We start from the raw sequence: 26,024 nt of genomic DNA, 5'->3' as shown, positions 1-26,024 counted from the left end.
CGGTTTATGCGCCCTGAACATAAGCTTCTGCTCTCTTCTTCTTAAAGGTTGGCGGGTTCGGTACGGACAGCATGGTAAGATGCCAGACCGATGACGCCACCTTCCCGTTTTAGACGATAACCACTTGTTTGCCATGACGATCGCCACCAACCCCACCCTATACGATCACCTGTCGCGCCGTATCCTGATTCTGGACGGTGGCATGGGCACCATGATCCAGCGCCACCAGCTCACCGAACAGGACTACCGCGGCGAACGTTTTGCGGACTGGCGTTGCGACGTCAAGGGCAACAACGACCTCTTGGTGCTGACTCAGCCCGGCATCATCGGCGGCATCCACCAGGCCTACCTCGATGCCGGCGCCGACATCGTCGAGACCAACACCTTCAACGCCACCTCGATCGCCATGGCCGACTACGAGATGGAAGCGCTGGTGTGGGAGATCAACCACGCCGCGGCGCGTCTGGTGAAGGAGCTGTGCGTCGCCGAAACAGCGAAGAACCCGGCCAAGCCGCGCTACTGCGCCGGCGTGCTGGGGCCGACCAACCGTACCTGTTCGATCAGCCCGGACGTCAACGACCCGGGCTACCGCAACGTCACCTTCGACGCCCTGGTCGAGAGCTACACCGAGGCCATCGACGGCCTGGTCAAGGGCGGCGCCGACCTGCTGCTGGTCGAAACCATCTTCGACACGCTCAACGCCAAGGCGGCGGTGTTCGCCATCCACAAGTATTTCGACGAGCACCCGGAGGCGACCCGGCTGCCGATCATGGTGTCCGGCACCATCACCGACCAGTCCGGCCGTACCCTGACCGGTCAGACGACAGAGGCATTTTACAACTCACTTTCGCATGCCGATGCAATTTCTTTTGGCCTGAATTGTGCGCTGGGGCCGGACCTGCTGCGTCCCTACGTCGAGGAAATGGCGCGCATCTCGTCCACCTTCGTTTCGGTGCACGCCAACGCCGGCCTGCCCAACGCCTTCGGCGGCTATGACCTGTCGCCGGCGGACATGGCGGTCAACGTCAGGGAGTGGGCCGAATCGGGCCTGATCAACATCGTCGGCGGCTGCTGCGGCACCACGCCGGAGCACATCGCGGCGATCTGCCAGGCGGTGCAGGACCTGCCGCCGCGCGCGCTGCCGGCGCTCGAGCCCAAGTGCCGCCTGTCCGGCCTCGAGCCGTTCAACATCGGCGACAGCGACCTGTTCGTGAACGTCGGCGAGCGCACCAACGTGACCGGCTCGAAGGCGTTCGCGCGCCTGATCCTGAACGGCGACTACGCCACCGCGCTCGACGTGGCGCGCCAGCAGGTGGAAAACGGCGCGCAGATCATCGACATCAACATGGACGAGGGCATGCTGGACGCCCACGCCGCGATGGTGCGCTTCCTCAACCTGATCGCTGCCGAGCCGGACATCGCGCGCGTGCCGATCATGATCGACAGCTCCAAGTGGGAGGTGATCGAGGCCGGCCTGAAGTGCATCCAGGGCAAGGGCATCGTCAACTCGATCTCGATGAAGGAAGGCGTCGACAAGTTCGTCGAGCAGGCGCGCCTGATCCGCCGCTACGGCGCGGCGGTGATCGTGATGGCGTTCGACGAGGCCGGCCAGGCCGACACCTACGCGCGCAAGGTCGAGATCTGCGAGAAGAGCTACCGCATCCTGGTGGACGAGGTGGGCTTCCCGCCGGAAGACATCATCTTCGACCCCAACATCTTCGCCGTCGCCACCGGCATCGAGGAACACGCGCGCTACGGGCTGGACTTCATCGAGGCCACCGGCTGGATCAAGCAGAACCTGCCGCACGCCAAGATTTCCGGCGGCGTATCCAACGTGTCGTTCTCGTTCCGCGGCAACAACAAGGTACGCGAGGCGATCCACGCCGTGTTCCTGTACCACGCCATCAAGCGCGGCATGACCATGGGCATCGTCAACGCCGGCGCGCTGGAGGTGTACGACGAGGTCGACCCGGTGCTGCGCGAGCGCATCGAGGATGTGGTGCTGATGCAGGGCGACGACAGCATGGCCGCCACCGAGGCGCTGATCACGTTGGCCGAAAGCTTCCGCGGCGATGCCAAGGAAGCCAAGGGCGAGGACCTGGCGTGGCGCAGCCTGCCGGTGGAGAAGCGCCTGGAACACGCGCTGATCAAGGGCATTACCACCTATATCGTCGAAGATACCGAAGAAGTCCGCCTCAAGTGCGAGCGCCCGATCCACGTCATCGAAGGCCCGCTGATGGACGGCATGAACGTGGTCGGCGACCTGTTCGGCGCCGGCAAGATGTTCCTGCCGCAGGTGGTGAAATCCGCGCGTGTGATGAAGGCCGCCGTGGCGCACCTCGAGCCGTTCATCGAGGAAGAGAAGATCGCCATGGGCCTGCAGGACGCGCCGGCCAAGGGCGTGATCATCATGGCCACGGTGAAGGGCGACGTGCACGACATCGGCAAGAACATCGTCGGCGTGGTGCTGCGCTGCAACAACTACAAGGTGATCGACCTGGGCGTGATGGTGCCGTGCCAGAAGATTCTGGACGCGGCGATCGAGCACAAGGCCGACATCATCGGCCTGTCCGGCCTGATCACCCCGTCGCTGGAAGAAATGAGCCACGTGGCCAAGGAAATGCAGCGTCAGGGCTTTACCATTCCGCTGCTGATCGGCGGCGCCACCACCAGCCGCGTGCACACCGCGGTGAAGATCGCCCCCAACTACCACGGCCCGGTGATCTACGTGCCGGACGCCAGCCGCGCCGTCGGCGTGTGCTCCAACCTGCTGTCCGACACGCTGCGCGACGTGTTCGTCGAGGAGGTCGCCGCCGACTACGCCAAGGCGCGCGCCATCTTCGAGGGCCGCGGCGAGGCCAAGCTGCTGCCGATCGCCGAAGCCCGCGAACAGCGCCACCAGATCGACTGGGCGAACTACACCCCGCCCAAGCCGTCCTGGCTCGGCGTGCGCCGCTTCGAGCACTACGACACTGGCCGAGATCGCCCGCTGCATCGACTGGACGCCGTTCTTCCAGAGCTGGGAGCTGGCCGGCCGCTACCCGGCCATCCTGTCCGACGAGGTGGTGGGTGAGTCGGCGCGCGCGCTGTGGGCCGACGCCCAGGCCATGCTGAAGCAGATCATCGACGAGAAATGGCTCACCGCCAACGCCGTGATCGGGCTGTTCCCGGCCGCCAGCGTCGGCCACGACGACATCGAGATCTACCACCCCGACAGCGGCGAGCGGCTGATGACCTGGGTCGGCCTGCGCCAGCAGATCGTCAAGACCGACAAGGACGGCAACAGGAACCCGGACTGGTGCCTGGCCGACTTCATCGCGCCCAAGGACAGCGGCGTTGAGGACTACATCGGCGTCTTCGCCGTCACCGGCGGCCTCGGCATCGACCCGCACGTGGCGCGCTTCGAAGCCGCCAACGACGATTATTCGGCGATCCTGCTCAAGGCGCTGGCCGACCGCTTCGCCGAGGCCTTCGCCGAGCTGATGCACCAGCGCGTGCGCACCGAGTTCTGGGGCTACGCGCCGCACGAGCAGCTCGACAACGAGGCGCTGATCGACGAGCAATACCAGGGCATCCGCCCGGCGCCGGGCTATCCGGCCTGCCCGGACCATACCGTGAAGAAGGAGCTGTTCGAACTCTTGGACGCCCCGGCCATCGGCATGACGCTGACCGAAGGCTACGCCATGTTGCCCACCGCGGCGGTGTCGGGCTTCTACTTCAGCCACCCCGATTCGCGCTACTTCGGCGTTGGCAAGGTGAGCCGCGATCAGGTGGAGAGCTACGCCCAGCGCCGTGGCGTCAGCGTGGAGCAGGCCCAGCGCGATCTGGCGTCGAATTTGGGGTACAACGCCTGAACCTTACCGCTCGCACCGGGCGATGCGCCGCCGTGATGCCAAGCCGGGACGTGTCCGGCTCAACAGAAACCGCCCGTCAAGGGCGGTTTTTTGCTTGATGGCGAGACGGGCCGCTCATGTCGCCGCGATCGCACGGTCGATGTCCTCGATCAGGTCTTCGACGTCTTCCAGCCCCACCGACAGCCGTACCAGCGCGTCGGGCAGGCCGGCCTTGTGGCGCTGCTCGGGCGGGATGGCGGCGTGGGTCATGGCGGTGGGCAGGCTGACCAGCGACTCGACGCCGCCCAGGCTTTCGGCCAACGTGAACAGCCGGGTGCGGCTGGTGAAGCGGGCGCTGCGCTCGGCGCCGCCCTTGAGTTCCAGCGAGATCATGCCGCCGAAGGCGTACATCTGGCGCCGCGCCAGCTCGTGCCAGGGGCTGTCGGGCAGGCCGGGGTAGTGCACGCGCAGCACCTCGGGGTGCTCGGCCAGGTGCTGCGCCAGTTCCAGCGCGTTGGCGCAGTGCTGGCGCATGCGCAGCGCCAGCGTCTTGATGCCGCGCAGCACCAGGAAGCAGTCCATCGGCCCAGGCACCGCGCCGACCGCGTTCTGCAGGAACTTGAGCGTCTGGTACAGCGCCTCGTCGTTGGTGACCAGCGCGCCGCCCACCACGTCGGAATGGCCGCCCAGGTACTTGGTGGTGCTGTGCAGCACCAGGTCGGCGCCGAGTGTCAGCGGTTGCTGCAGGTAGGGCGAGGCGAAGGTGTTGTCCACCACCACCGTGACGCCATGCGCGTGCGCCAGCCGGGCCAGCGCGGCGATGTCGCACACCGTCAGCAGCGGGTTGCTCGGCGTCTCCAGCCACAGCAGCTTGGTGGCGGGGGTGAAGGCGGCGGCAACCGCCGCCGGGTCGGTGGCGTCGACGAAGCTGGAGGCGACGCCGAAGCGGGCGAACACCTGGGTCATCAGGCGGTAGGTGCCGCCGTACAGGTCCTGCCCGCACAGCACGTGGTCGCCGCTCGACAGCGTTTGCAGCACGGCCGTTGCCGCCGCCAGGCCGCTGGCGAACGCCAGGCCGTAGGCGCCTTCCTCCAGTGCTGCCAGGTTGGCTTCCAGCGCGCTGCGCGTGGGGTTGGCGGTGCGCGCGTAGTCGTAGCCCTGGTGTACGCCGGGGGCCTGTTGCGCGAAGGTGGAGGTGAGGTAGACCGGGGTCATGACAGCGCCGGTGGAGGGGTCCGGCGCCAGCCCGGCGTGGATGGCCTTGGTGGAGAAACGCATGGTGTGCCTCTCTTTCGGTGTAGCGACTCTTCCTGCCCGGCCGCTCGGTAGGATGGGGGGCGTAGCGCACCCCGTCACCGCGCCGGATGCGTGGCTCGATGGGTTGCGGCACTGACTGAGTGGGCAAGCGTCACGTCGCGAAGGAATAGCGCCTTCACCCATCCTGCGCAGTCCGGCGGCGGCCATCGCGCTTCAGTCGTCGGCGGCCAGCGCCCGCAGCAGATCGCTCTTGGTGATGATGTCGTAGCCGGCACTGGTGTGCACCAGCAGCGCCGGCACCTGGCTCGGCACGCGCCGCGCGATCTCGTCGAACGGGGCATCGGCTTCGAGTACCGGTAGCGGTTCGCGCAGCAGCTCGCGCACGATCAGCGCATCCAGCGCCTTGCCGGCGAGCAGGGCATTGATCAGGTCCTGGCGGTACAGCATGCCCAGCAGCTCATCGCCGTCGAATACCGGCAGTTGCGCGCACGACAGGTCGCGCATGCGTTGCAGCGCGTCGCGCAGCGCATCGCCCGGGGCGGCGGTGGCGAGTGCGCGCGGCGGTTTGGCGCGCAGCACGTCGGCGACGGTGAGACCGGGCCGTGCCTCGAGGTAGCCGTTGGCGCGCATCCAGTCGTCGTTGTAGATCTTGCCCAGGTACTGCCGGCCGCCGTCTGGCAGCAGCACCACCATCAGGTCTCCCGGGCCCAGCCGTTCTGCCACCTGCAGCGCGGCCAGTATCGCCGCGCCGCTGGAGCCGCCGGCGAAGATGCCCTCGCTGTGCGCCAGGTGGCGCGTCATCAGGAAGCTGTCCTTGTCGCCCACCTGGATCACGTCGTCGATCACGCTCCAATCCAGCGCCCCCGGCACGAAGTCCTCGCCGATGCCTTCCAGCTTGTACACGTGTGGCTCTACCTCGCGCCCGCTGTGGAACAGGTCGTACAGGATGGAGCCTTCCGGGTCGACGCCGATCACCTGCACCGCCGGGTTCTGCTCCTTCAGGTAGCGGCCGATGCCACTGATGGTGCCGCAGGTGCCCATGCAGCAGACAAAGTGGGTGATCTTGCCTTCGGTGTCGTGCCAGATTTCCGGGCCGGTGCTGACGTAGTGCGCCCGGGTGTTGTCCGGGTTGTGGTACTGGTTGCACAGGAAGGCGCCGGGAATCTCGACCGCCAGCCGGCGCGCCACCTCGATGTACTGGCGCGGGTGGTCCGGCGGCAGGTCGGTGGGGCAGACGATCACTTCCGCCCCCATGGCGCGCAGCATGTCGATTTTTTCGCGCGATTGCTTGTCTGCGATGGTGAACACGGTGCGGTAGCCGCGTGCCGCGGCGAACATGGCGAGCCCCATGCCGGTGTTGCCCGAGGTGCATTCGACAATGGTGCCGCCCGGCGCGATCTCGCCGCGGCGCTCGGCTTCGCCGACCATGAACTGGCCGATGCGGTCCTTGACCGAGCCGCCGGGGTTCATGAATTCGAGCTTGGCGTAGACCGCGCAGTCGAACTGGCGGGTGAGGCGGTTCAGCCGCACCAGCGGGGTGTGGCCGATGGCGTCCAGAATGCTCTCGTACTTCATGGCGTTCCTCCATGCCGTGAGCCGGGGTGGAGTTCAGGGGACTGCAGCCGGTGCCGGGGCCCGTCGCCGCAGTGCTCCACCGCGCCTGCGATCCGCGCGTGGCAGATCGTGGACCGGTTCTTCGGTTCACTATAGCCGGTGGATGGGGCCGGCTGCTGCCCCGGCGTATCCGTTTTACAATGCCGACGTCGCTACGCTCAGAACTGCTGGATTGCCATGAACATCACCGTGCTGTTTCCCACCGCCACCGAGGCGAGCCTGTTTTCCCACCCCGGCGTCACCACCGTGGTTTCCGGCGTCGGGCTGACCGCCACCGCCTACGCCACGCTGAAGGCGATCCAGCAGCATAAGCCCGACGTCATCATCCTGGCCGGCGTGGCCGGGGTGTACCCGCACGCCGGCCTGCGGATCGGCGACGTGGTGCTGGTGGCGTCGGAGGTGGAAGGCGATCTGGGCTTCTTCACGCCCGAGGGCTTCACCCACCTGGCGCATCTGCCGCTCGACATGGCGTTCGAGCGCCGCCATACCCTGGCGTGCCCGGCGTTGCCGGCCGGGTTCGCGCAGGCGAAGAGCGTGTCGCTGAACGCAGCGCTGGCGCCCTTTATCGATAGCCGCGAGGTGGAGATCGAGAACATGGAGGGGGCGGCGTTCTTCCACGTCTGCCTGCAGGAAGGGCAGCGTTTCATCGAGATTCGCGCCATTTCCAACGTGGTGAAACCGGGGCACGACGACTGGGACCTGGAAGGCTCGGTGCGGGCGCTGACCGACGGTCTGCACCGCCTGATCGACGTGTTGCAGCGGGAGGACGCCGGCGCAGCGCCGGCCTGAGCACGCGGGGCGTACGGGCCATGCGCCGTGCGGAGGGGGCGGCCAGGCACCCGTTGCTCCCTTCCGTGCGGCCGGCCTTCGTCGCCCCGCCACGGGCCGGGCGCGGCCGATGCCGGCGGGGCGAGGCGCGCAGGCGGTTCTCTGCGTTAAATCAAGAACGGCGGTCCGGGGGGCGTCTACCATGGCATGAAACCCCTGCCGCCGCCGCGCGGCCCGCCACCTTTGGAGGATGTCATGTTTCCCGAATTTCGCGACCGTATCAGCCAGCTCAAGACCGAAGACGCCCATTTTGCGCGCCTGTTCGACAAGCACAACGCGCTCGACCAGCAGATCAAGAACATCGAGGCGCACCTCGAGGCGGGCAGCGCCGAAGACGTGGAGAACCTGAAGAAGGAAAAGCTCAAGCTCAAGGACGAGCTGTACCAGATACTGAAAAACGCCGCGGCCTGATCGGCGCCGCGCCGCGCACTGCCGACGCGGCGGCGCGGTTGGTCTACAATGCCCGGCGCGGGTCGCCAGGGCGGCGACAAGGTTGGCCGAAGCCTCGCTGGGGGCTTCGGCCAACCTTTTGTCTATGCGGCCGGCGGCGGGGGTTGATCTGGCTCATGGCACCCCGGCCGCCGCGATGCACAATGCCATGCCATGTAAACGCCGACTGCGCTGGCACTGCCGGCGCGCTCGTCCTCGGGATGAAGGTCATGAAGGGTATCCACACCAGGCACCGGGGCCGCCGCTGGGCGGCCTTGCTGTGCGCGTTGCTGCCGGCGCTGGCCGCTGCCGTGCCGTCCGGCGGGCCGTTGCGCGTGGCCATCGGCGAGACCAAGGCGCCGTACGTGATGGCGGAGGAGCAGCGCGGGGTGGAGTACGAACTGGTCACCGCCGCGCTGCGCGCCGCCGGCTACCAGCCGCAGGTGTCGTTCGCCCCCAACAAGCGCGCCCAGCAGTGGCTCGCCGCCGGGCGGGTGGACGCGGCCATCGCCAACGACGGCGGCTACCTGTCCGATCCCTACATCACCTACCAGAATGCCGCGATCACGCTGTGTCGCCGCCAGCTCCGCCTCGACGCGGTGCCGGAGCTCGGTCGTTACCGGGTGGCGGCGTTTCAGAACGCGCGGCGCTTTCTCGGCCCGGACTACGCGGCGATGGCGGCGGGCAATCCCGACTACGTCGAGCAGTCGCCGCAGATCACCCTCAACCGCCTGCTCTACAACGGCCGCGCCGACGTCGCGGTGAGCGACATCAACGTCTTCCTGCAGCTCAACGACGAACTCGGCCCCGGCCTCGACACGGCGCCGTCGCTGTGCCCGTTCGCGCTGTTCCCGCCCACGCCGTACCGGCTGGCCTTCCACGATGCCACGGCGCGCGACCGTTTCAACCAGGCGCTGCGTCAGCTCGGCCAGCAGGGCTTCTACGAGGCGCTGGCGAAGCGCTACCGCCTGCCGGCGCCGCAGGGCCGGCCGTGGTTCAAGCCGGCGCTGCGTTGAGTTCCCTCACCCCCGATTACCCCGGCCAGCGTGGCGAAGTGGCGCGCGATGTCGTCCTCGTCGACGTGGGCGTAGCCCAGCAGCAGGCCGGGCTGGTGCGGGCCGTCGCCACGGTAGTAGGCGCTCAGCGGCCGGGTCAGGATGCCGCGCGCGAGCGCCGCGGCGGTGACGGCGCGGTCGTCGCTGCCGTCCGGCAGGCCCAGCACTAGGTGCAGCCCGGCGGCACCGTCGTGGATGGCGAATTCGTCGCCGAAATGCTGGCGGATGGCCGACAGCAGCGCCTCGCGCCGCGCCGCGTAGAGGTGGCGCATGCGGCGGATGTGCGAGACGAAGTGGCCCTCGGCAATGAAGTCGGCCAGCACCGCCTGGGTCAGGTACTGGCCGCCGCGGAACAGCTCGGACAGACCGGTCTGGAAGCTTTCCACCAGCGCCTCCGGCACCACCATGTAGCCCAGACGCAGCCCGGGGTAGATCACCTTGGAGAAGGTGGCGAGGTAGATCACCCGACCGTGGCCGTCCAGCCCCTGCAGCGACGGCAGCGGCGGGCGGCCGTAGCGGAATTCGCTGTCGTAATCATCCTCGACGATCCAGCTGTCGTGGCGGCGCGCGTAGGCGAGCAGGCGGCGCCGACGCGCCGGGCTCATCACCGCGCCCAGCGGGTACTGGTGCGAGGGTGAGACGTAGATCAGCCTCGGCACCCCGAGGCGGGCGCCTTCGTCCACCTGCAGTCCCTCGCCGTCGACCGGTACCGGCAGCGTGTCGAGCCCGGCGCTGCGCCACACGCTGTGCACCCCCCAGTAACCCGGATTCTCCACCCAGGCGGCGTCGCCGGCGTCGCCCAGCAACAGCCCGATCAGCTGCAGCGCCGAGTGCGAACCGTTGGTGACGATGATCTGCTCCGGCGTGCAGCGCACCCCGCGCGAGCTGTGCAGGTAGTCGGCCAGCGCGCTGCGCAAGGCCGGCAGGCCGGGGCCGACGGCGTAGGTCAAGAGGTCCGGCTGCGGCTTGCGCCACTGGCGGTTGTGCAGCCGCATCCAGGTGCGCGACGGGAAGGTGCGCACCTCCGGCACCCCCGGCATGAAGGCGCCCCATTGCTTCTCGCCGGCGCCGGCCTGTTCCACCAGTTCGGCGCCGCGGCGCGAGATCACCACCTCCGGGGTGGCCGGCACCGGCCGCGCCGGGCCGGCCGCGTCGCGGCTGGCGAGCTTGTCCGGGCGCGTGTCGAGCACGAAGGTGCCCTGGCCGACCCCGGCCGCGACGTAGCCCTCGGCCCCCAGCCGTTCGTAGACGTGGATCACGGTGTTGCGGGCGAGGCTGAGCTCGGCGGCGAGCTGGCGCGACGAGGGCAGGCGCAGCCCCGGCGGCAGCGTTTCGTGCAGGATGGCGTCGCGCAGCAGGCGGTAGAGCTGCTGGTTGTTGGGCTCGCTGCTGGCCGGGTCGAAATGCAGCTGCAGCAGGTCGGTCAGCAGCGAGGGCGTGGCGGAGGAAGCGGGGCTGGGACGTGGCGACATGGGCGTGCGGGCCAAAATGGCTCCATCAAAAAAACCGGATTGGGTCTAATTGTATCGCCAATCCGCGCTTACACTCGCACGCTGCATTTCCCCATGCATAAAAAAAACCGATAACACGCCGGCCGCTGCCCCCTTGCCGCAGCCGAGCACAGGCCCCGGCGCATTCTGCACACGGAGGCCGGGTAGTCAGGAGAATCTATTCATGAGTGTTTCATCCCAAGGCCTGAGTCACGGCCTCAAGCAACGTCACGTCACCATGCTGTCGATCGCCGGTGTGATCGGCGCCGGCCTGTTCGTCGGCTCCGGCCACGCCATCGCCGAGGCCGGCCCGGCGGTGCTGATCGCCTACGCCATCGCCGGCCTCTTGGTGGTGCTCGTCATGCGCATGCTGGGCGAGATGGCCGTCGCCGCTCCGGATACCGGTTCCTTCTCCACCTACGCCGACCGCGCCATCGGCCACTGGGCCGGCTACATCATCGGCTGGCTGTACTGGTGGTTCTGGGTGCTGGTGATCCCGCTCGAGGCTAACGCCGCCGCCACCATCCTGCACACCTGGTTTGCCGGCGTGCCGATGTGGCTGTTCGCGCTCGGCATCACCGTGCTGCTGACCATCACCAACCTGTTCAGCGTCAAGAACTACGGCGAGTTCGAGTTCTGGTTCGCGCTGGTCAAGGTGGTGGCCATCGTCGCCTTCCTCGCCATCACCGGCGCCGCCATCATGGGCTTCATCCCGGGCAGCCAGGTGAGCGGGGTGTCGCAGCTGGTCGCCCACGGCGGCTTCATGCCCAACGGCTTCGGCGCCGTGCTGGGCGCGATGCTGACCACCATGTTCACCTTCCTAGGCACCGAGATCGTCACCATCGCCGCCGCCGAATCGGACAACCCGCAGCAGCAGATCACCAAGGCCACCAACTCGGTGGTGTGGCGTATCAGCCTGTTCTACCTGGGTTCGATCTTCGTGGTGACCGCGCTGGTGGCGTGGAACGACCCGCTCCTGGCCTCGTCCGGTTCCTACCAGCGCACGCTGGAGCTGATCGGCATCCCCAACGCCAAGGCCATCGTCGACGTGGTGGTGCTGATCTCGGTGGCGAGCTGCCTCAACTCGGCGCTCTACACCGCCTCGCGCATGCTGTACTCGCTGTCCTCCCGTGGCGATGCGCTGAAGATGTTCGGCGAAACCGCCGCCAACGGCACGCCGCAGAAGGCGGTGCTGGGCTCGATGGTGGTGGGCTTCCTCACCGTGATCGCCAACTACCTGATGCCGAAGGCGGTGTTCGACATCCTGCTGGCTACCTCCGGCACCATCGCCTTGCTGGTGTACCTGGTGATCGCCATCTCGCAGCTGCGCATGCGTCAGCGCATGATCGCCAAGGGCGAGACCCCGGCGTTCAAGATGTGGCTGTTCCCGTGGCTGACCTGGGCGGTGATCCTGTTCATCTGCGCCGTGGTGGCGATGATGGCGATCCGTCCGGAGCACCAGATCGAGGTGATCGGCACCGGCGTGCTGGCGCTGGCGCTGCTGGTGGTGGGCTGGGCCCGCTCGCGCCTGTTCGGCACGCCGTGGAGCAAGAGTCGTCCGGCGGTGGCCGCCGCGGCCGCCCGCTCGTAACGGCGTCCTTGAGCCCAGCGCGGCGGCGTGACCGTCGCGCGGCAACACAAAGCCCATCGTGCCTCGCGGCCGATGGGCTTTGTTGTTGGTGTTGGGGATCTTCGGCCAACGTGTGGGGGCGGGACCCGCAAGCTGGTCGACCAATTTACTTGCCGCGATAAGCAGGCTGCCTGTGTTCGGCCCCACGCGGCTCACGCCCAAGCGGCGGCGGCATCCTCTTCGGCCAACCCTGCCACCCGGCGGGGCTGGGTCAGGATGCGGTCGCGGCGTGGCCCCGCCATGCCGCGGGCGGGCGCCACTGGCTGACCCAGACCGGGAAGTCCGCCGCCGGCATCGGCCGGGCGATGGCGTAGCCCTGGCCGAAGCGCACCCCGAGCGCCAGCAGGTCCTGGCCGATGGCCTCGGTTTCCACGCCCTCGGCGATCACGGTGCGGCCGGAGAGCTGGGAGAAGGTGCTGACGCTCTTGATGATGGCGATGTTTTCCGGCTGTTCGCGCATCGAGCGCACGAAGCGCTGGTCGATCTTGATCACGTCGGGCTGGATGCGCTGCAAGTGCAGCAGCGAGGAGGCGCCGGTGCCGAAGTCGTCGAGCGCCAGCGACACGCCGATGTCCTTGCAGGCCTGCAGGCAGTCGATGATGTATTGCAGGCTGTCCTGGCTGACCGATTCCAGCACCTCCAGCTGCAGCGCCTGGTGCGGCAGGGCGGCCTCGGCGAGCAGCGCGCGCAGTTCGCCGAAGAACGCCGGGCGGCGCAACGAGATGGCGGAGACGTTGACCGAAATCTGCAGCGGCAGGCCGTGGCGGTGCCAGTGCGCGGCCTGGGCGATAGCGTGGCGGATCGCCCAGCTGTCGATCTGTCCCAGCAGTTCGGTGCCTTCCAGCGCCGGCAGGAAGCGGCCGGGGGCGCGCACCTCGCCGTCGACCAGCCAGCGGATCAGCGCCTCGGCGCCGATCACCGCGCCGCTTTGCAGGTCGACCTTGGGCTGGTAGTAGAGCGCCAGCTCGTCGCCGTCGAGCGCGGCACGGATGGCGTGGCGCGTGGTCTGCTGCTGCTTGAGCTGGCGTTCCAGTTCGTCGTCGAACAGGCAGTACTGGTCGCGCCCGAGCGACTTGGCGCGGTACAGCGCGATGTCGGCCTGGCGCAGCAGGGTATCGGCGCTGACGCCGGCGCTGCCGGTCACCATGCCGATGCTGGTGCTGACGCTGACCTCGCCGTCCGGCAGCGGCACCGGGCGCCGCACGGCGCTGATGATCTGCTCCACCGCGTTGCGCGCGGTGTGCGGGTCGGGCAGCTGTTCCAGCAGCACCACGAACTCGTCGCCGCCCATGCGCGCCACCACGTCGGCGGGGCGGCACAGCGCGCGCAGGCGCTCGGCGATGCGGCACAGCAGGGTGTCGCCGGCGCTGTGGCCGAACAGGTCGTTGATGTCCTTGAAGCCGTCCAGGTCGAGCATCAGCACCGTCAGCCGGTCGGCGGCGTCCGCCTGCAGCGCCTGCTCCAGGCGGTGGAACAGGCGGGTGCGGTTGGGCAGGCCGGTGAGCGGGTCGTGGGTGGCCTGGTGCAGCAGCCGGGCCTCGGCCTGGCGCTGCCGTTCCAGGTCGTCGAGGTGGCCCAGCGCGAGGTCGATCTTGTCGGCGATGGCCTTGGCCAGGCGCTGTTCTTCCGCGCCGAAAAAGCCGGGCGCGGCGGCGTACAGGTTGAGCACGCCGATCACCGCGCCGTCGCGCCACAGCGGCGTCGCCACGCTGCTGCGGAAGCCCTGGCGCAGCGCGTGCTGGCTCCAGGCGTGATAGCTCGGGGCGTTGAGCGAGTCCTCGAGCAGTTGCAGTTGCCCGCTGCGTACCGCGCGGCCGGAGGGGCCCTGGCCTTCCGGCCGCGCCGGGTCGGTGGACACCGTGATGCCGACCAGGTAGCGCGCGGCGTCGGCGCCGGCCCAGGCGAACGGGTCGATGCGCTGCGACGCCGGATCGATGAAGCCGACCCAGGCCATGTGGATGCCGCCGTGCTCGACCACGGTTTCGCATACCTCGCGCAGCAGGGTCTGCGCCGCCAGCTCGCGTGAGCCGAGGTGGCGCACGTTGCGCGCGGCGATGTGGCTGACCTGGCTCAGGGTGATGTAGAGGCGGTTGAGGCGCGCCAGGCGCTGCGCCTCGCCCTGGCTCACCGCTTCCGCCCCGGCGTGGTAGCCGCTCAGTTGCAGCAGCAGGTCGTAGAACACCAGTTTGCGCAGCGCCGCGGTCAGGCCGGCGCGGTCGTCCGCCGCCAGGGCGAGGCCGCCCACGCGCTGCTCCAGGTGGTCGAGATACACCCGGTGCGCGCTGCTGAGCCAGGCGGTGGAGAGTCCGTACTCATGCTGTTGCCGTCCCAGCGCCAGCCCGGCGTCGAGCGACTCCCCGGCCCAGGGCCGCGTCAGCAGGGCGGCGAAGTGGCTTACCTTGTGCTCGACCAGCCGGCGCAGCGCGGCGTCGGCCGCGTCGCCGAAGCGCTCGCCGGTCTCCGGCTGGCGCTGCAGGAAGTCGTGCAGCGCGGCGCCGAGGAGGGCGGTGTCGGCCAGCGCCGGGTGCTGCTCGAGGTCGTACCGTGCCAGCTCGGCCGGATCGAGATCGACCCGTTGCGCCAGCAGCGCGGCAAGGTCGGGAAGAGGGGCAGCGGATGACATGCGGTTTCGGCCTTGCCAAAAGGGTGTGTGAGGAGGCGTAGAGGTGTTTTTAACACATTTGACGCGGCGGCATCATGACGTCGCTGAGGATCGGCGCCGCGCTGTGGCGGGCGTGCCGGGTCGGCGGGGAGGGGGCAGGGCGGGAAGTGGGGGCGGGAAAAAGCCGACGGGCCGGCGTCGGCCGGCCCGTCGCGGGCGGCAGGCGGGTCGACGCGACCGCCCTGCCGCCACCGGGGAAGGCCGCGCTTATGCGGCGGCGTCTTCCACCTGCCGCGGCGCCATGAAGTAGAGCCAGGCCAGCGCGATGAAGTAGACCACCGGGATCATGGTGAACAGCACGGCGTAGTTGTTGTGGGTGACGGTCAGCACATAGCCCACCAGCTGGGTCATGAACATGCCGCCGATGGCGCTGATCATGCCGCCGAAGCCGAACACCGAACTCACCACGTGCTTGGGCGAGGTGTCCATCACCACGCTCCAGATATTGGCGGTCCAGGCCTGGTGCGCGCCCACCGCCAGCGAGATGAACAGCACCGCCATCCACAGGCTGCTGGCGCCGGCGGCGAACACGATCGACGAGATACACAGCGCGAAGGCCAGCATCGACACCAGGCGCGAGCGTACCGGCGCCATGCCGCGCGAGATCAGGTACGACGACACGGCGCCGCCGAACACGCTGCCGAAGTCCGCCATCAGGTAGATCACCATCAAGGGCAGGCCCATCTGGGTCACGCTGATGCCGAGGTGGTACTGCTGGTTGAGGAACGGCGGCAGCCAGTACAGGTAGAACCAGAACACCGGCGAGGTGATGGCGTAGGCCACGGTGAAGGCCCAGGTGCCGCGCATCTTCAGGATGCGCGAGTAGGGCACCTTGGCCGGCGCCGGTTCGACGCCCTGCTGCACGTAGGCCAGTTCCTGCTGGCTGACGCGCGGATGCTCTTCCGGGTTGTAGTAGTTGCGCAGCCAGAACACGAGCCATACGAAGCCCAGTGCGCCGATGGTGAAGAACGCCGCCTGCCAGCCCCAGACCTGCAGGATGAACGGCAGCATCAGCGGGGTCAGCATGGCGCCGACGTTGGTGCCGGCGTTGAAGATGCCGGTGGCCATGGCGCGCTCGCCGGCCGGGAACCACAGCCGCGTGGTCTTGACGCAGGACGGGTAGTTGGCGGCTTCGGCGAGGCCGAGGAAGAAGCGGCACACCATGAAGCCGGCGGCGCTGGCGGCGAAGCCGTGCGCGGCGGCGGCGATGCTCCACAGCACCACGGCGATGGCGAAGGCGCGTTTGACGCCGACCTTGTCGATGAAGCGGCCCTGCGCGGCGAAGCCGGCGGCGTAGCCGACCTGGAACCAGAAGTTGATGTTGGCGTAGTCCTGCGCGGTCCAGGCCATGGCCTTGGCCAGCACCGGCTGCATCACGCCCAGCGCGGCGCGGTCGATGTAGTTGATGGTGGTGGCGAAGAAGACCAGCGCCAGCATGCCCCAGCGCATCTTGCCGATGGCGAAGGCGCTGCGGATCTTGTCGCCGACGCTGCCGGAGGGGGCGATCGCCGTCAGGGGGGTGGGGGTAGTCGACATCCTGTTGTTCTCCATTCGTTTATGGCGACGGCGTCTGAATCTCGTCGTCGCTGTTTTATCGCGTTGTTACAAAGTGTTGTTTTTATTGGGTGTGAAGCGGTGCGCTGGCCTGGCGTCCCGGTGCCGCGGTGCGAGCGGCCGAGGGTCTGGTCAGGGACGGCGTGCGGGGCGGTGATGTCGCGGCGCGACCGTCGGGTCTTGCTCTGCCCCCGGGTGGAGGGCGGCGCGTCGTCCTGCGGGTGTGAGGACGGGTGGCGCTCAAAATGTAGCAACAGGGCTGGGGGACGACAATTCCGATTATCGAAAATATGTTCGTTAATCGGTCGTTGCAGAAGGGGACGCCGTTACAGCGGCATTCAGGGGGTGGTTCTGTTGGTTTGTTGCCATGCAGCACGTACGCCGGTATGGCCGGTGCCCGCGGTGAGGCCCGGCGCGCCGGGCGGAAAAACCCGGCGCCAGCCCGGCTTCGGCCAACCTTGGCCTCGGGCTGGCACGGTGGTGCCGGGCTCGGCTAGCCGGCCGCCACGGTCTCGTCGTCCTCGGCCTCCTCGCCGAGGAAGCCGCCGCTCTGGTGCGCCCACAGCCGCGCGTACAGCCCGCCCTGCGCCAAGAGCGCGGCGTGCGTGCCTTCCTCGACGATCTGGCCGCGGTCGAGCACGACCAGCCGGTCCATCGCGGCGATGGTGGAGAGGCGGTGCGCGATCGCCACCACGGTCTTTCCTTGCATCAGGCGGTACAGGCTGCCCTGGATCGCCGCTTCCACTTCCGAATCGAGCGCGCTGGTGGCTTCGTCCAGCAGCAGGATCGGCGCGTCCTTCAGCATCACGCGGGCGATGGCGATGCGCTGGCGCTGGCCGCCGGAGAGCTTGACGCCGCGCTCGCCGACGTGGGCCTCGTAGCCGTGGCGGCCCTTGGGGTCGGTCAGGGTCTGGATGAACTCGTGCGCCTCGGCGCGGCGCGCGGCGGCGACCATCTGCTCGTCGCTGGCGTCGGGGCGGCCGTACAGCAGGTTGTCGCGCACCGAGCGGTGCAGCAGCGAGGTGTCCTGCGTCACCATGCCGACCTGGGCGCGCAGGCTGTCCTGCGTGACGTGGGCGATGTCCTGGCCGTCGATCAGGATGCGCCCGCCCTCCACGTCGTAGAAGCGCAACAGCAGGTTGACGATGGTCGACTTGCCGGCGCCGCTGCGTCCCACCAGGCCGATCTTCTCGCCCGGCCGCACCGTCAGCGTGAGCTGGTCGATCACCTTGCGCTCGCCGCCGTAGCCGAAATCGACCGCCTCGAAGCGGACCTCGCCGCGCGTCACCGCGAGCGGCTTGGCGTCCGGGCGGTCGGTGACGGCGATGCTGCGCGACAGCGTGGCGATGCCGTCCTGCACCGTGCCGATGTGTTCGAACAGGCTCGACATCTCCCACATGATCCAGTGCGAGATGCCGTTGAGGCGCAGCGCCATCGCGGTGGCGGCGGCCACCGCGCCGACCCCGACCTCGGCCCTGGCTCCACAGCCACAGCGTGGCGCCGGCGGTGCTGGCGATGAGCACCATGCTGAGGGCGTGGTTGGTGACCTCGAAACCGCTCACCAGCCGCATCTGGCGGTAGGCGGTGAGCATGAACTCCTGCATCGCGCTCCTGGCGAAGCCGGCCTCGCGCTGGCCGTACGAGAACAGCTTGACGGTGGCGATGTTGGTGTAGGCGTCGGTGATGCGCCCGGTCATCAGGCTGCGCGCGTCGGCCTGGGCGCTGGCGGCACGCCCCAGGCGCGGCACGAAGAAGGCGAGCGTGGCGACGTAGAGCACCAGCCAGCCGAGGAAGGGCAGCATCAGCACCAGGTCGAAACGGCCCACCACCGCCACCATGGTGACGAAGTAGATCACCACGAACACCAGGATGTCGGTGACGATGACCACCGTTTCGCGCACCGCCAGCGCGGTCTGCATCACCTTGGCCGAGACCCGGCCGGCGAATTCGTCCTGGTAGAAGCTCATGCTCTGGCCGAGCAGGTGGCGGTGGAAGTTCCAGCGCAGCAGCATCGGGAAATTGCCGGCCAGGCCCTGGTACTTGCACAGCGACTGCAACGCGATCAGCAGCGGGCTCGCCAGCAGGATGCCGGCCAACAGCAGCAGGTTGTGCTGCTGCGTCTGCCACAGCTGCGCCGGCGGCACCTTGCTCAGCCAGTCCACCACCGACCCCAGCATCGAGAACAGCAGCGCCTCGAAGGCGCCGATCAGCGCGGTGAGCGAGGTCATCGCCGCGATCAAGGGCCGCAGGCCGCGGGTACAGGACCAGACGAAGGGGAAGAAGCCCTGGGGGGGCTGGGCCGGTGGCGTGTCGGGGTAGGGGTGCAGCCGTTTTTCGAACCAGGCGAACATGGGGGAGTGTCCTAAGTCCTGTGTATCCAGGAACAACTCAGAACCTGTTCAGGGTCTGTCGCGAGCGGCCCTCAGCGGAGCGAAGAGCCGCACAGAAACCGGAATGTACTGGAGTACATGAGGATTTCTGAGCGCTGAGCGAATCACTGCGTGCAAATCTTCGATTTGCTCAGTGATAGATTCGCACGCAGTGCGCATGAGCCCCGATCAGGGACGCGCAGCAGGATCATGAACAGGTTATCAGCGCGTGCTGTTCCAGTTATGTATCGCTTCTTTCTTGTTGTCGGCCTGGGCGCCGATGGCGTTGCAGTTGCCGTTGCCGGCGTAGCGCGTGCATTGCACCCAGTAGCGGCGCGAGCCGCTCTTGATCAGCTCGGCGCGCGAACCGCACTTGTTGCAGGGTTTGAGGGTTTCGGGGACGGTCTGGTTCATGGCGGTCTCGTGATGGTGCGATGGGGCGGCGCGGCCGCCCGATAATGGCCGATGATACCGCAAAGCCGGCCGTGGCACGGCGGGCGCTGGCCGGGGCGGCCGCGCAAGATAATGCCACCCGCCGCGCGCGAACGGCCTATCATCTGCTTATGCGGCGCCACCGTCGGCGCCGCTGCAGGGAGATACCTGCAACCGCCTTACCGTGGTGCCGGGGCATGGCACGATGCCGGCACCGCCAGGAGATATCCAATGGCTAAGGGTCAAGTGCGCAGCAACAAGGAAGTCAAGAAGCCGAAGCAGGCCAAGCAGAAGGTGGTGGCGCCGGGCTCGATCATTCCGCCGGGCCGAGGCCGCGAGCCGGCCAAGAAGTAAGAACCAGTTCATGATCTTACTGCGCGATCCCTGATCGGGGCTCATGCGCTGCGCGAAATCCTCATGTACTCCAGTACATTCCGGTTTCTGTGCGGCTCTTCGCCCCGCTGAGGGCCGCTCGCAACAGATCCTGAACCGGTTCCAAGCCGCCGGTCAAAACAAAACCCCGTCATGCTGACGGGGTTTTTTGTCGCGGCTCACGGCGCCTGGTGGCGGCGGGCTCAGGCCAGTTTCAGGATGCTGCGCGCCACCGCCTCGGCCACCTTGATGCCGTCGACCCCGGCCGACAGGATGCCGCCGGCGTAGCCGGCGCCTTCGCCGGCGGGGAACAGGCCGCGCACGTTCAGGCTCTGGCAGTCCTCGCCGCGGGTGATGCGCAGCGGCGACGAGGTGCGGGTTTCCACACCGGTCAGCACCGCGTCGTTCATGGCGAAGCCGCGGATCTTCTTGTCGAAGGCCGGGATCGCCTCGCGCATGGCGGCGATGGCGTAGTCGGGCAGCGCGCTGGACAAGTCGCCCAGCATGACGCCCGGCTGGTAGGACGGCGTGACCGAGCCGAGACGGCTGGACGGCCGGCCGGCGAGGAAGTCGCCCACCAGCTGGCCCGGCGCCTCGTAGGTGCCGCCGCCCAGCACGAAGGCGCGCGATTCCAGCTCGCGCTGCAGCACGATGCCGGCCAGCGGGCCGCTGCCGGGGAAGTCGGCCGGGGTGATGCCGACCACGATGCCGGCGTTGGCGTTGCGCTCGGCGCGCGAGTACTGGCTCATGCCATTGGTGACGACGCGGTTGGGTTCGGAAGTGGCGGCCACCACCTGGCCGCCCGGGCACATGCAGAAGCTGTACACCGAACGGCCGTTGCTGGCGTGATGCACCAGCTTGTAGTCGGCCGCGCCCAGAAGGGGGTGGCCGGCGTACTTGCCGAGGCGCGCCTTGTCGATCAGCGTTTGCGGGTGCTCGATGCGGAAGCCCACCGAGAACGGCTTGGCCTCCATGAACACCTCGCGCGCGTGCAGCATCTCGAAGGTGTCGCGCGCGCTATGGCCGAGCGCCATGACCACGTGGTCGGACAGGATCTGTTCGCCGTTGGCCAGCACCAGGCCGCGCATCTGCTTGCCGGTGGGGCCGTCTTCGATCAGCACGTCGGTCACCTTGTGCTCGAAACGGATCTCGCCGCCCAGCGCCTCGATGTTGGCGCGCATCTTTTCCACCATGCTGACCAGGCGGAAGGTGCCGATGTGCGGCTTGTTGACGTAGATGATTTCCTCGGGCGCGCCGGCCTTGACGAACTCTTCCAGCACCTTGCGGCCCAGGTAGCGCGGGTCCTTGATCTGGCTGTACAGCTTGCCGTCGGAGAAGGTGCCGGCGCCGCCTTCGCCGAACTGCACGTTGGATTCCGGGTTGAGCACGTTCTTGCGCCACAGCCCCCAGGTGTCCTTGGTGCGCTCGCGCACTTTCTTGCCGCGTTCCAGGACGATCGGCCGGAAGCCCATCTGTGCCAGGATCAGCCCGGCAAACAGGCCGCACGGGCCGAAGCCCACCACCACCGGTCGGCTGGCCAGGGTGCTGGGCGCCTGGCCGACGAAGTGGTAGCTCATGTCCGGGGTCGGCACGACGTGGATGTCTTTGGCGAATTTCTTCAGCAAGGCGGCCTCGTTGGCGACCTCGACGTCGACGATGTAAATCAGCTGCATCGTCGATTTGCGCGCGTCGTAGCTGCGCTTGAACACGGTGAAGCTGCCCACCTCGGCGTCGGGCACGCCCAGGTAAGCCACGATGGCTTGGCGCAGCGCCGCTTCCGGGTGGTCGAGCGGCAGTTTGATTTCAGACAATCGCAACATGGGTAATCCAGATCCTTGGCTTCGGCGCGCGGCAGAAGCCTTTACCAATCAACAAGGTGGCTATTGTATAGAGAGCCGGGCCCGGCGAGGTAGCTTATTCACCGCGCAGCGGGACGGCGCGTTCGGTTTTCCGTGCGCCATGCCTCGTCAAATGACGGTTATCCGAACGCGTGCCGGTTTCATTCAAAATCTTACGTCATAGAATGAAGAAGTTAGCACCGCCGATGGTGATGTCATGGCGGGCATGAATCATGCAGCGTCGGCGGGGTTGAAATACCAGCAGGCCGCAGAGCCTGCCGCTTCACCGGGCACGTCCGCGCCGTCGCTAGCAGCGCTACGACGCGCCCGCCACCCCTGACCAGGGCGCACCGACGCCCTGGCCGATGCCGTCAACAAAGGAGAGTCATTCATGCTGTCTTCCCGTATCCGTCGTCCCTTCGCGCTCGGCGCCATGGCCTTGGGCTTGGCGCTGGCCTTTGCCCCGGTCGCCTCGCAGGCCGAAGCCCCGGTTGCCGCCCCGGTGGTCAAGTACGACTACGATCAGGACATCTTCCACCCCGTCTACGCCGGGCATGGCATGGTCGCCGCCGAGCAGGAGCTGGCCAGCCGCATCGGCCTGGACGTGTTGAAGCGCGGCGGCAACGCCGTCGACGCCGCGGTGGCGGTGGGCTTCGCGCTGGCGGTGGTGCTGCCCAACGCCGGCAACCTCGGCGGCGGCGGCTTCATGGTGCTGCACGACGCCAAGAGCGGCCATGACGTGGCGCTCGACTTCCGCGAGATCGCCCCGGCCAAGGCCAGCCGCGACATGTACCTGGACGAGAAGGGCAACGTCGCCGAGGGCCGCTCGACCTACACCCACCTCGCCGTCGGCGTGCCGGGCACGGTGGCCGGCATGGAGCACGCGCTCAAGCGCTGGGGCACGATGAAGCTGGCGGACCTGATCGCGCCGTCGATCAAGTTGGCCGAAGGCGGCATCGTGGTGAGCCCGACCATGGCCAAGATGCTGGAAGTGGAGAAGGACAACCTCGGCAAGTGGGACAGCACGCGCGCCATCTTCTTCAAGAACGGCCGCCCGCTGCAGCTGGGCGACAAGCTGGTGCAGAAGGACCTGGCCAAGTCGCTCAGGCTGATCGCCAAGCACGGCAGCAAGGTCTTTTATAACGGCGAGATCGGCGACAAGATCGTGGCCGAGATGGCGCAGCACGGCGGCCTGATCGGCAAGGACGACCTCAGGAACTACAAGGTGGAAGAGCGCGCGCCGGTGCGCGGCGAGTACCGTGGCTACCAGGTGGTGTCGATGCCGCCGCCGAGCTCGGGCGGCACCCACATCATCCAGATCCTCAACATGCTGGAGCGCTACCCGCTGGCGCAGTACGGCGTGAACAGCGCGCAGACCATCCACCATATGGCGGAGGCCATGAAGCTGGCTTATGCCGACCGCGCCGAATACCTGGGCGATCCGGGCTTCGTCAAGGTGCCGGTGAAGGGGCTGACCTCGAAGAAGTACGCCGACGAGCTGGCGCAGAAGATCGACCCGGTCAAGGTGCTGCCGGCCTCCGCCATCAAGCCGGGCAAGCCGCAGCCGTATGAAAGCGACCAGACCACGCACTACTCGATCGTCGACGCCAAGGGCAACGCGGTGGCGGTGACCTACACGCTGAACCTGAACTTCGGCAGCGGCATCGTCGCCCGTGGCACCGGCATCCTGCTCAACGACGAGATGGACGACTTCTCCGCCAAGCCGGGCGTGCCCAACGCCTACGGCCTGATCGGCGGCGACGCCAACGCCATCCAGCCGGGCAAGCGTCCGCTGTCGTCGATGTCGCCGACGCTGGTGCTGAAGAACGGCAAGCCGTGGCTGGTGACCGGCAGCCCGGGCGGTGCGCGCATCATCACCACCACGCTGCAGACCATCGTCAACGCCATCGACTTCGGTATGAACCCGGCGGAGGCGGCGTCGACGCCGCGCGTGCACCACCAGTGGCTGCCGGACGTGCTGCGCGTCGAGAAGGGCCTGAGCCCGGACACCATGGCGATCCTGCAGAAGCAGGGCTACAAGGTGTCGGTGCAGCCGACCATGGGCCGCACCCAGACCATCCAGCTGCGCGACGACGGCCTGTACGGCTACTCCGACCCGCGCAACCCGGACGGCGCCACGCTCGGCTACTGAGCCGGGACCTGTTGGCGGCCAGCCGCGTTCCTGCGGGACGCGGCTTTCCGGCGGCTGACAACGCGCCCTGTTCCGACGCTGCCGGACCCGGCGCAGCCGGGCCGCTCCCGGTCAGTGACGGAATCCGCCGTCTTGCTGTTTGCACGCCAAGCCGCGCTCCCTCGGGACGCGGCTTTTTGCATGCCCGCGCCTCAGCGCGCCAGCAGCACGTTCTTGGTGAAGCGCACCGGCACGGCGCCGGGGTTGAGGTAGGCGTAGCGCTCGTCGGAGGCGAAGGCCAGCGAGTCGCCGGGGGCGAGGCGCTGGCGCGTGCCGGCGCGTTCCAGCTCCAGCTCGCCAGCGATGACGTACAGCATCTCGTGGCTGCCGGCGGGGTCGGCTTCGGCGTCGTAGCGTTCGCCGGCGGCGAGCTGCCAGAGCCACAGCTCGACGGTGCGGCCGGCACTGCCCAGGCTTTGCAGCAGGCTGGCGTGGCTGTCGGGGTGCCGGCCCTGCCACACCGTGACCGGGGCCGCCGGCTGGCGCGGGTTGGCCGCGGGCGGGCGCACCAGTTCGGCGAACGACAGGCCGAGCGCGGCGGCGAGGCGGTCGAGCGTGGCCAGGCTGACGTTGCTGTCGCCGGCCTCGATGTTGACCAGCATGCGGCGACTGACGCCGGCGGCGGTGGCGAGCTTGTCCTGGCTCCAGCCCAGCGTCTGGCGCGCCTGGCGCAGGTTGACCGAAACATCGAGCAGCACTTGCGGGGGAGTGTCGGGCATGGTGTGAGCACTATATTGCACATTGAGCGATATGTGCAGTATAGTGCACTGAGCCGTTTCGCCGCAATCGACCCTCGCTTTCCTTCCCGTGGAGTTCCGTCATGACCTCATCCAGCGCCACCTTGCCCTTGCCTTCCGGGGCGCGTCCCTCGCGCCTGCCGGACCTGGTCTTGCTGCTGATCACGGTGGTCTGGGGCGGCACCTTCCTCGCGGTGCAGACCGCGCTGCAATGGGCCGGGCCGTTCGGCTTCGTCGCGCTGCGCTTCGGCGTGGCCGGGGCGCTGGCCTTGCTGCTGTCGTGGCGCCAGCTACGCGGCCTGACCCGCGCCGAACTGCGCGCCGGGGTGCTGATGGGGGCGGTGCTGTGCGGTAGCTACGGCCTGCAGACCATGGGGCTCGGCCTGATCGCCAGCAGCAAGTCGGCCTTCCTCACCGCGCTTTACGTGCCGCTGGTGCCGCTGATCATGCTGCTGCTGTTCCGCCGTCCGCCGCCGCTGGCGGCCTGGCTCGGCATCGCGGTGGCGTTCGGCGGGCTGGTGCTGCTGTCCGACCCGCGCGGCCTGGAGTGGTCGTTCGGCCTCGGCGAGGCGCTGACCCTGGCCGGAGCGGCGATGATCGCGCTGGAAATCTGCCTGCTCGGCCGCTACGCCGGGGGCTGCGAGCCGCGCCGCATGGCCGTGGTTCAGCTGCTGACGGTGGCGCTGCTGGCGACGCTGTTGATGCTGGCGACCGGCGAGGCCGCGCCGCAGCCGACGCCGGGGCTGATCGGCTGCGTGCTCGGGCTGGGGCTGGCCACCACGCTGATCCAGGTGGCGATGAACTGGGCGCAGCAGACGGTGCCGGCCACGCGCGCCACGCTGATCTACGCCATGGAGCCGGTGTGGGGCGGGCTGGTGGGCTGGCTCGCCGGCGAGCCGCTCACCGTGCCGGCGCTGTGCGGCGCTGCGCTGATCGTGGCCAGCGTGCTGGTGGCCGAGCTGGGCAAGCGGCGGGCTTAACATCCGTTAACAACTATTTACAAGGCATACATATCGTCTCCTTATACTGGCCGTCACCGCCGCCTCTGAAGGCGGATTGCCGACTCTGGAGAATCCCGATAATGAAAAGAATGCTGATCGCCACGCTGCTCGTTGCCGCCGGCAGCGCCCAAGCGATGACCTTTACCGACTACGCCACGGTGCTGAAGAGCGAGCCGCGTTACCAGACCGTCAAGGACGATAACTGCGAGCAGGTCAACGAACCGGTCGCGGCGCCGGCCCCGAGCGGCGGCCTGGAGGGCATGGTGACGGCGGAGAACGGCGGGGCGCTCTTGGGCGGCCTGGTCGGCGGGGTGCTGGGTCACCGAGGTCGGCGGCGGCAAGGGCAAGACCGCGGCCACCATCGTCGGCGCCATCGGCGGCGCCATGGCCGGGCAGCAGATCGCGCGCAACACTCAGGGCGCGCGTCCGACCACGGCGTCGCGCACCGTGTGCCACCCGTCGCAGCGCGAGGAACTGACCGGTTATGAGGTGACCTACGAATACCACGGCCAGCGCAACACCGTGACGCTGCCCAGCGATCCGGGCCGGCGTCTGAAGATGACGGTCAACGCCCAGCCGGCGGCCAGTGCGCCGGCGGCGAACACCACCAACTACTGAGTCGTCAGAACCTGTTCATGCGCTTAGGGCGGCAGCGGCCGGGTACGACCGGCCCCGTGCCGCTCGTCAAAAAATCGTGAGCCGGTTCTGACCAGGGTTGGCCGAAGGCCCGGG

Annotated in this window: 17 protein-coding genes and 2 pseudogenes; 10 read left to right on the top strand and 9 right to left on the bottom strand. The window is 68.1% G+C overall.

Annotated elements, in window-relative coordinates:
* Positions 1–133 precede the first annotated feature (133 nt).
* A pseudogene (gene metH / locus ABKF58_RS04975) lies at positions 134–3,854 on the top strand (methionine synthase).
* Positions 3,855–3,968: 114 nt separating this feature from the next.
* Here metH and ABKF58_RS04970 read toward each other — a convergent pair.
* The gene (locus ABKF58_RS04970) at positions 3,969–5,111 is read right to left on the bottom strand and encodes a cystathionine gamma-synthase (RefSeq protein WP_482583621.1); all 1,143 of its coding nucleotides are present in this window, start codon (positions 5,109–5,111) and stop codon (positions 3,969–3,971) included.
* Positions 5,112–5,303: 192 nt separating this feature from the next.
* On the bottom strand, positions 5,304–6,665 hold the full coding sequence (locus ABKF58_RS04965; RefSeq protein WP_008954583.1) for a pyridoxal-phosphate dependent enzyme: 1,362 nt from the start codon (positions 6,663–6,665) through the stop codon (positions 5,304–5,306).
* Between the two features lie 216 nt (positions 6,666–6,881).
* Between ABKF58_RS04965 and ABKF58_RS04960 the strand changes: the two genes are divergently transcribed.
* The 3 genes from ABKF58_RS04960 (at position 6,882) to ABKF58_RS04950 (ending at position 8,977) form a co-directional block, all read left to right on the top strand.
* Complete coding sequence (locus ABKF58_RS04960; RefSeq protein WP_482583620.1) at positions 6,882–7,493, top strand: phosphorylase family protein; 612 nt, start codon at positions 6,882–6,884, stop codon at positions 7,491–7,493.
* Between the two features lie 234 nt (positions 7,494–7,727).
* Positions 7,728–7,943 carry an HP1242/YdcH family protein gene (locus ABKF58_RS04955; RefSeq protein WP_008954585.1) on the top strand — a complete coding sequence of 72 codons (216 nt, stop codon included), beginning with the start codon at positions 7,728–7,730 and terminating at the stop codon, positions 7,941–7,943.
* A 248-nt stretch (positions 7,944–8,191) separates the two neighbouring features.
* Positions 8,192–8,977 carry a substrate-binding periplasmic protein gene (locus ABKF58_RS04950; protein WP_482583618.1) on the top strand — a complete coding sequence of 262 codons (786 nt, stop codon included), beginning with the start codon at positions 8,192–8,194 and terminating at the stop codon, positions 8,975–8,977.
* Here ABKF58_RS04950 and pdxR read toward each other — a convergent pair.
* Complete coding sequence (gene pdxR / locus ABKF58_RS04945) at positions 8,923–10,503, bottom strand: MocR-like pyridoxine biosynthesis transcription factor PdxR (RefSeq protein WP_482583617.1); 1,581 nt, start codon at positions 10,501–10,503, stop codon at positions 8,923–8,925. The two genes, ABKF58_RS04950 and pdxR, sit on opposite strands and share 55 nt — an antisense overlap.
* Positions 10,504–10,690: 187 nt before the next feature.
* On the opposite strand from pdxR, the gene gabP reads away from it, so the two are divergent.
* Positions 10,691–12,097 (top strand): GABA permease, encoded by a 1,407-nt coding sequence (gabP, locus tag ABKF58_RS04940; protein ID WP_482583615.1) that lies wholly within the window; start codon positions 10,691–10,693, stop codon positions 12,095–12,097.
* 250 nt (positions 12,098–12,347) lie between these two features.
* Here the strand turns inward: gabP and ABKF58_RS04935 are convergent, their stop codons facing one another.
* The 4 genes and pseudogenes from ABKF58_RS04935 to ABKF58_RS04920 form a co-directional block, all read right to left on the bottom strand.
* Positions 12,348–14,759 carry an EAL domain-containing protein gene (locus tag ABKF58_RS04935; protein WP_482583614.1) on the bottom strand — a complete coding sequence of 804 codons (2,412 nt, stop codon included), beginning with the start codon at positions 14,757–14,759 and terminating at the stop codon, positions 12,348–12,350.
* A gap of 246 nt (positions 14,760–15,005) precedes the next feature.
* A complete protein-coding gene (locus tag ABKF58_RS04930) occupies positions 15,006–16,334 on the bottom strand; it encodes an MFS transporter (RefSeq protein ID WP_482583612.1) in 1,329 nt (442 codons plus the stop codon).
* A gap of 511 nt (positions 16,335–16,845) precedes the next feature.
* Positions 16,846–18,703 (bottom strand): annotated as a pseudogene (locus ABKF58_RS04925) (ABC transporter ATP-binding protein).
* 240 nt (positions 18,704–18,943) lie between these two features.
* The gene (locus ABKF58_RS04920) at positions 18,944–19,135 is read right to left on the bottom strand and encodes a Lar family restriction alleviation protein (RefSeq protein WP_008954592.1); all 192 of its coding nucleotides are present in this window, start codon (positions 19,133–19,135) and stop codon (positions 18,944–18,946) included.
* A gap of 249 nt (positions 19,136–19,384) precedes the next feature.
* Between ABKF58_RS04920 and ABKF58_RS04915 the strand changes: the two genes are divergently transcribed.
* Positions 19,385–19,507: a hypothetical protein gene (locus ABKF58_RS04915; RefSeq protein ID WP_482583611.1), complete on the top strand. Its 123-nt coding sequence runs from the start codon at positions 19,385–19,387 to the stop codon at positions 19,505–19,507.
* Positions 19,508–19,728: 221 nt separating this feature from the next.
* Here the strand turns inward: ABKF58_RS04915 and ABKF58_RS04910 are convergent, their stop codons facing one another.
* Positions 19,729–21,345, bottom strand: coding sequence for an NAD(P)/FAD-dependent oxidoreductase (locus ABKF58_RS04910; protein WP_482583610.1), 1,617 nt, complete (start codon positions 21,343–21,345; stop codon positions 19,729–19,731).
* A gap of 409 nt (positions 21,346–21,754) precedes the next feature.
* Between ABKF58_RS04910 and ggt the strand changes: the two genes are divergently transcribed.
* Entirely contained in the window at positions 21,755–23,515 is a 1,761-nt protein-coding gene (gene ggt / locus ABKF58_RS04905) for a gamma-glutamyltransferase (RefSeq protein WP_482583607.1), read from the top strand.
* Between the two features lie 191 nt (positions 23,516–23,706).
* On the opposite strand, the gene ABKF58_RS04900 is transcribed toward ggt, so the two are convergent.
* Entirely contained in the window at positions 23,707–24,273 is a 567-nt protein-coding gene (locus ABKF58_RS04900) for a helix-turn-helix domain-containing protein (RefSeq protein WP_482583606.1), read from the bottom strand.
* Between the two features lie 101 nt (positions 24,274–24,374).
* Here ABKF58_RS04900 and ABKF58_RS04895 point away from each other — a divergent pair, with 101 nt between their 5' ends.
* The 3 genes from ABKF58_RS04895 (at position 24,375) to ABKF58_RS04885 (ending at position 25,910) form a co-directional block, all read left to right on the top strand.
* The gene (locus ABKF58_RS04895; protein ID WP_008954597.1) at positions 24,375–25,271 is read left to right on the top strand and encodes a DMT family transporter; all 897 of its coding nucleotides are present in this window, start codon (positions 24,375–24,377) and stop codon (positions 25,269–25,271) included.
* A 101-nt stretch (positions 25,272–25,372) separates the two neighbouring features.
* Positions 25,373–25,780, top strand: a complete 408-nt coding sequence (locus ABKF58_RS04890; RefSeq protein WP_482583605.1) for a hypothetical protein — start codon at positions 25,373–25,375, stop codon at positions 25,778–25,780.
* 1 nt (position 25,781) lies between these two features.
* Positions 25,782–25,910, top strand: a complete 129-nt coding sequence (locus ABKF58_RS04885; protein ID WP_482583604.1) for a hypothetical protein — start codon at positions 25,782–25,784, stop codon at positions 25,908–25,910.
* The last annotated feature ends 114 nt before the right edge of the window (positions 25,911–26,024 follow it).

It is taken from the genome of Pseudogulbenkiania sp. AW2-16 (assembly GCF_056824575.1).
Note: the sequence above shows the minus strand (reverse complement) of the source record. Positions and strands in the feature narration are given on the sequence as shown.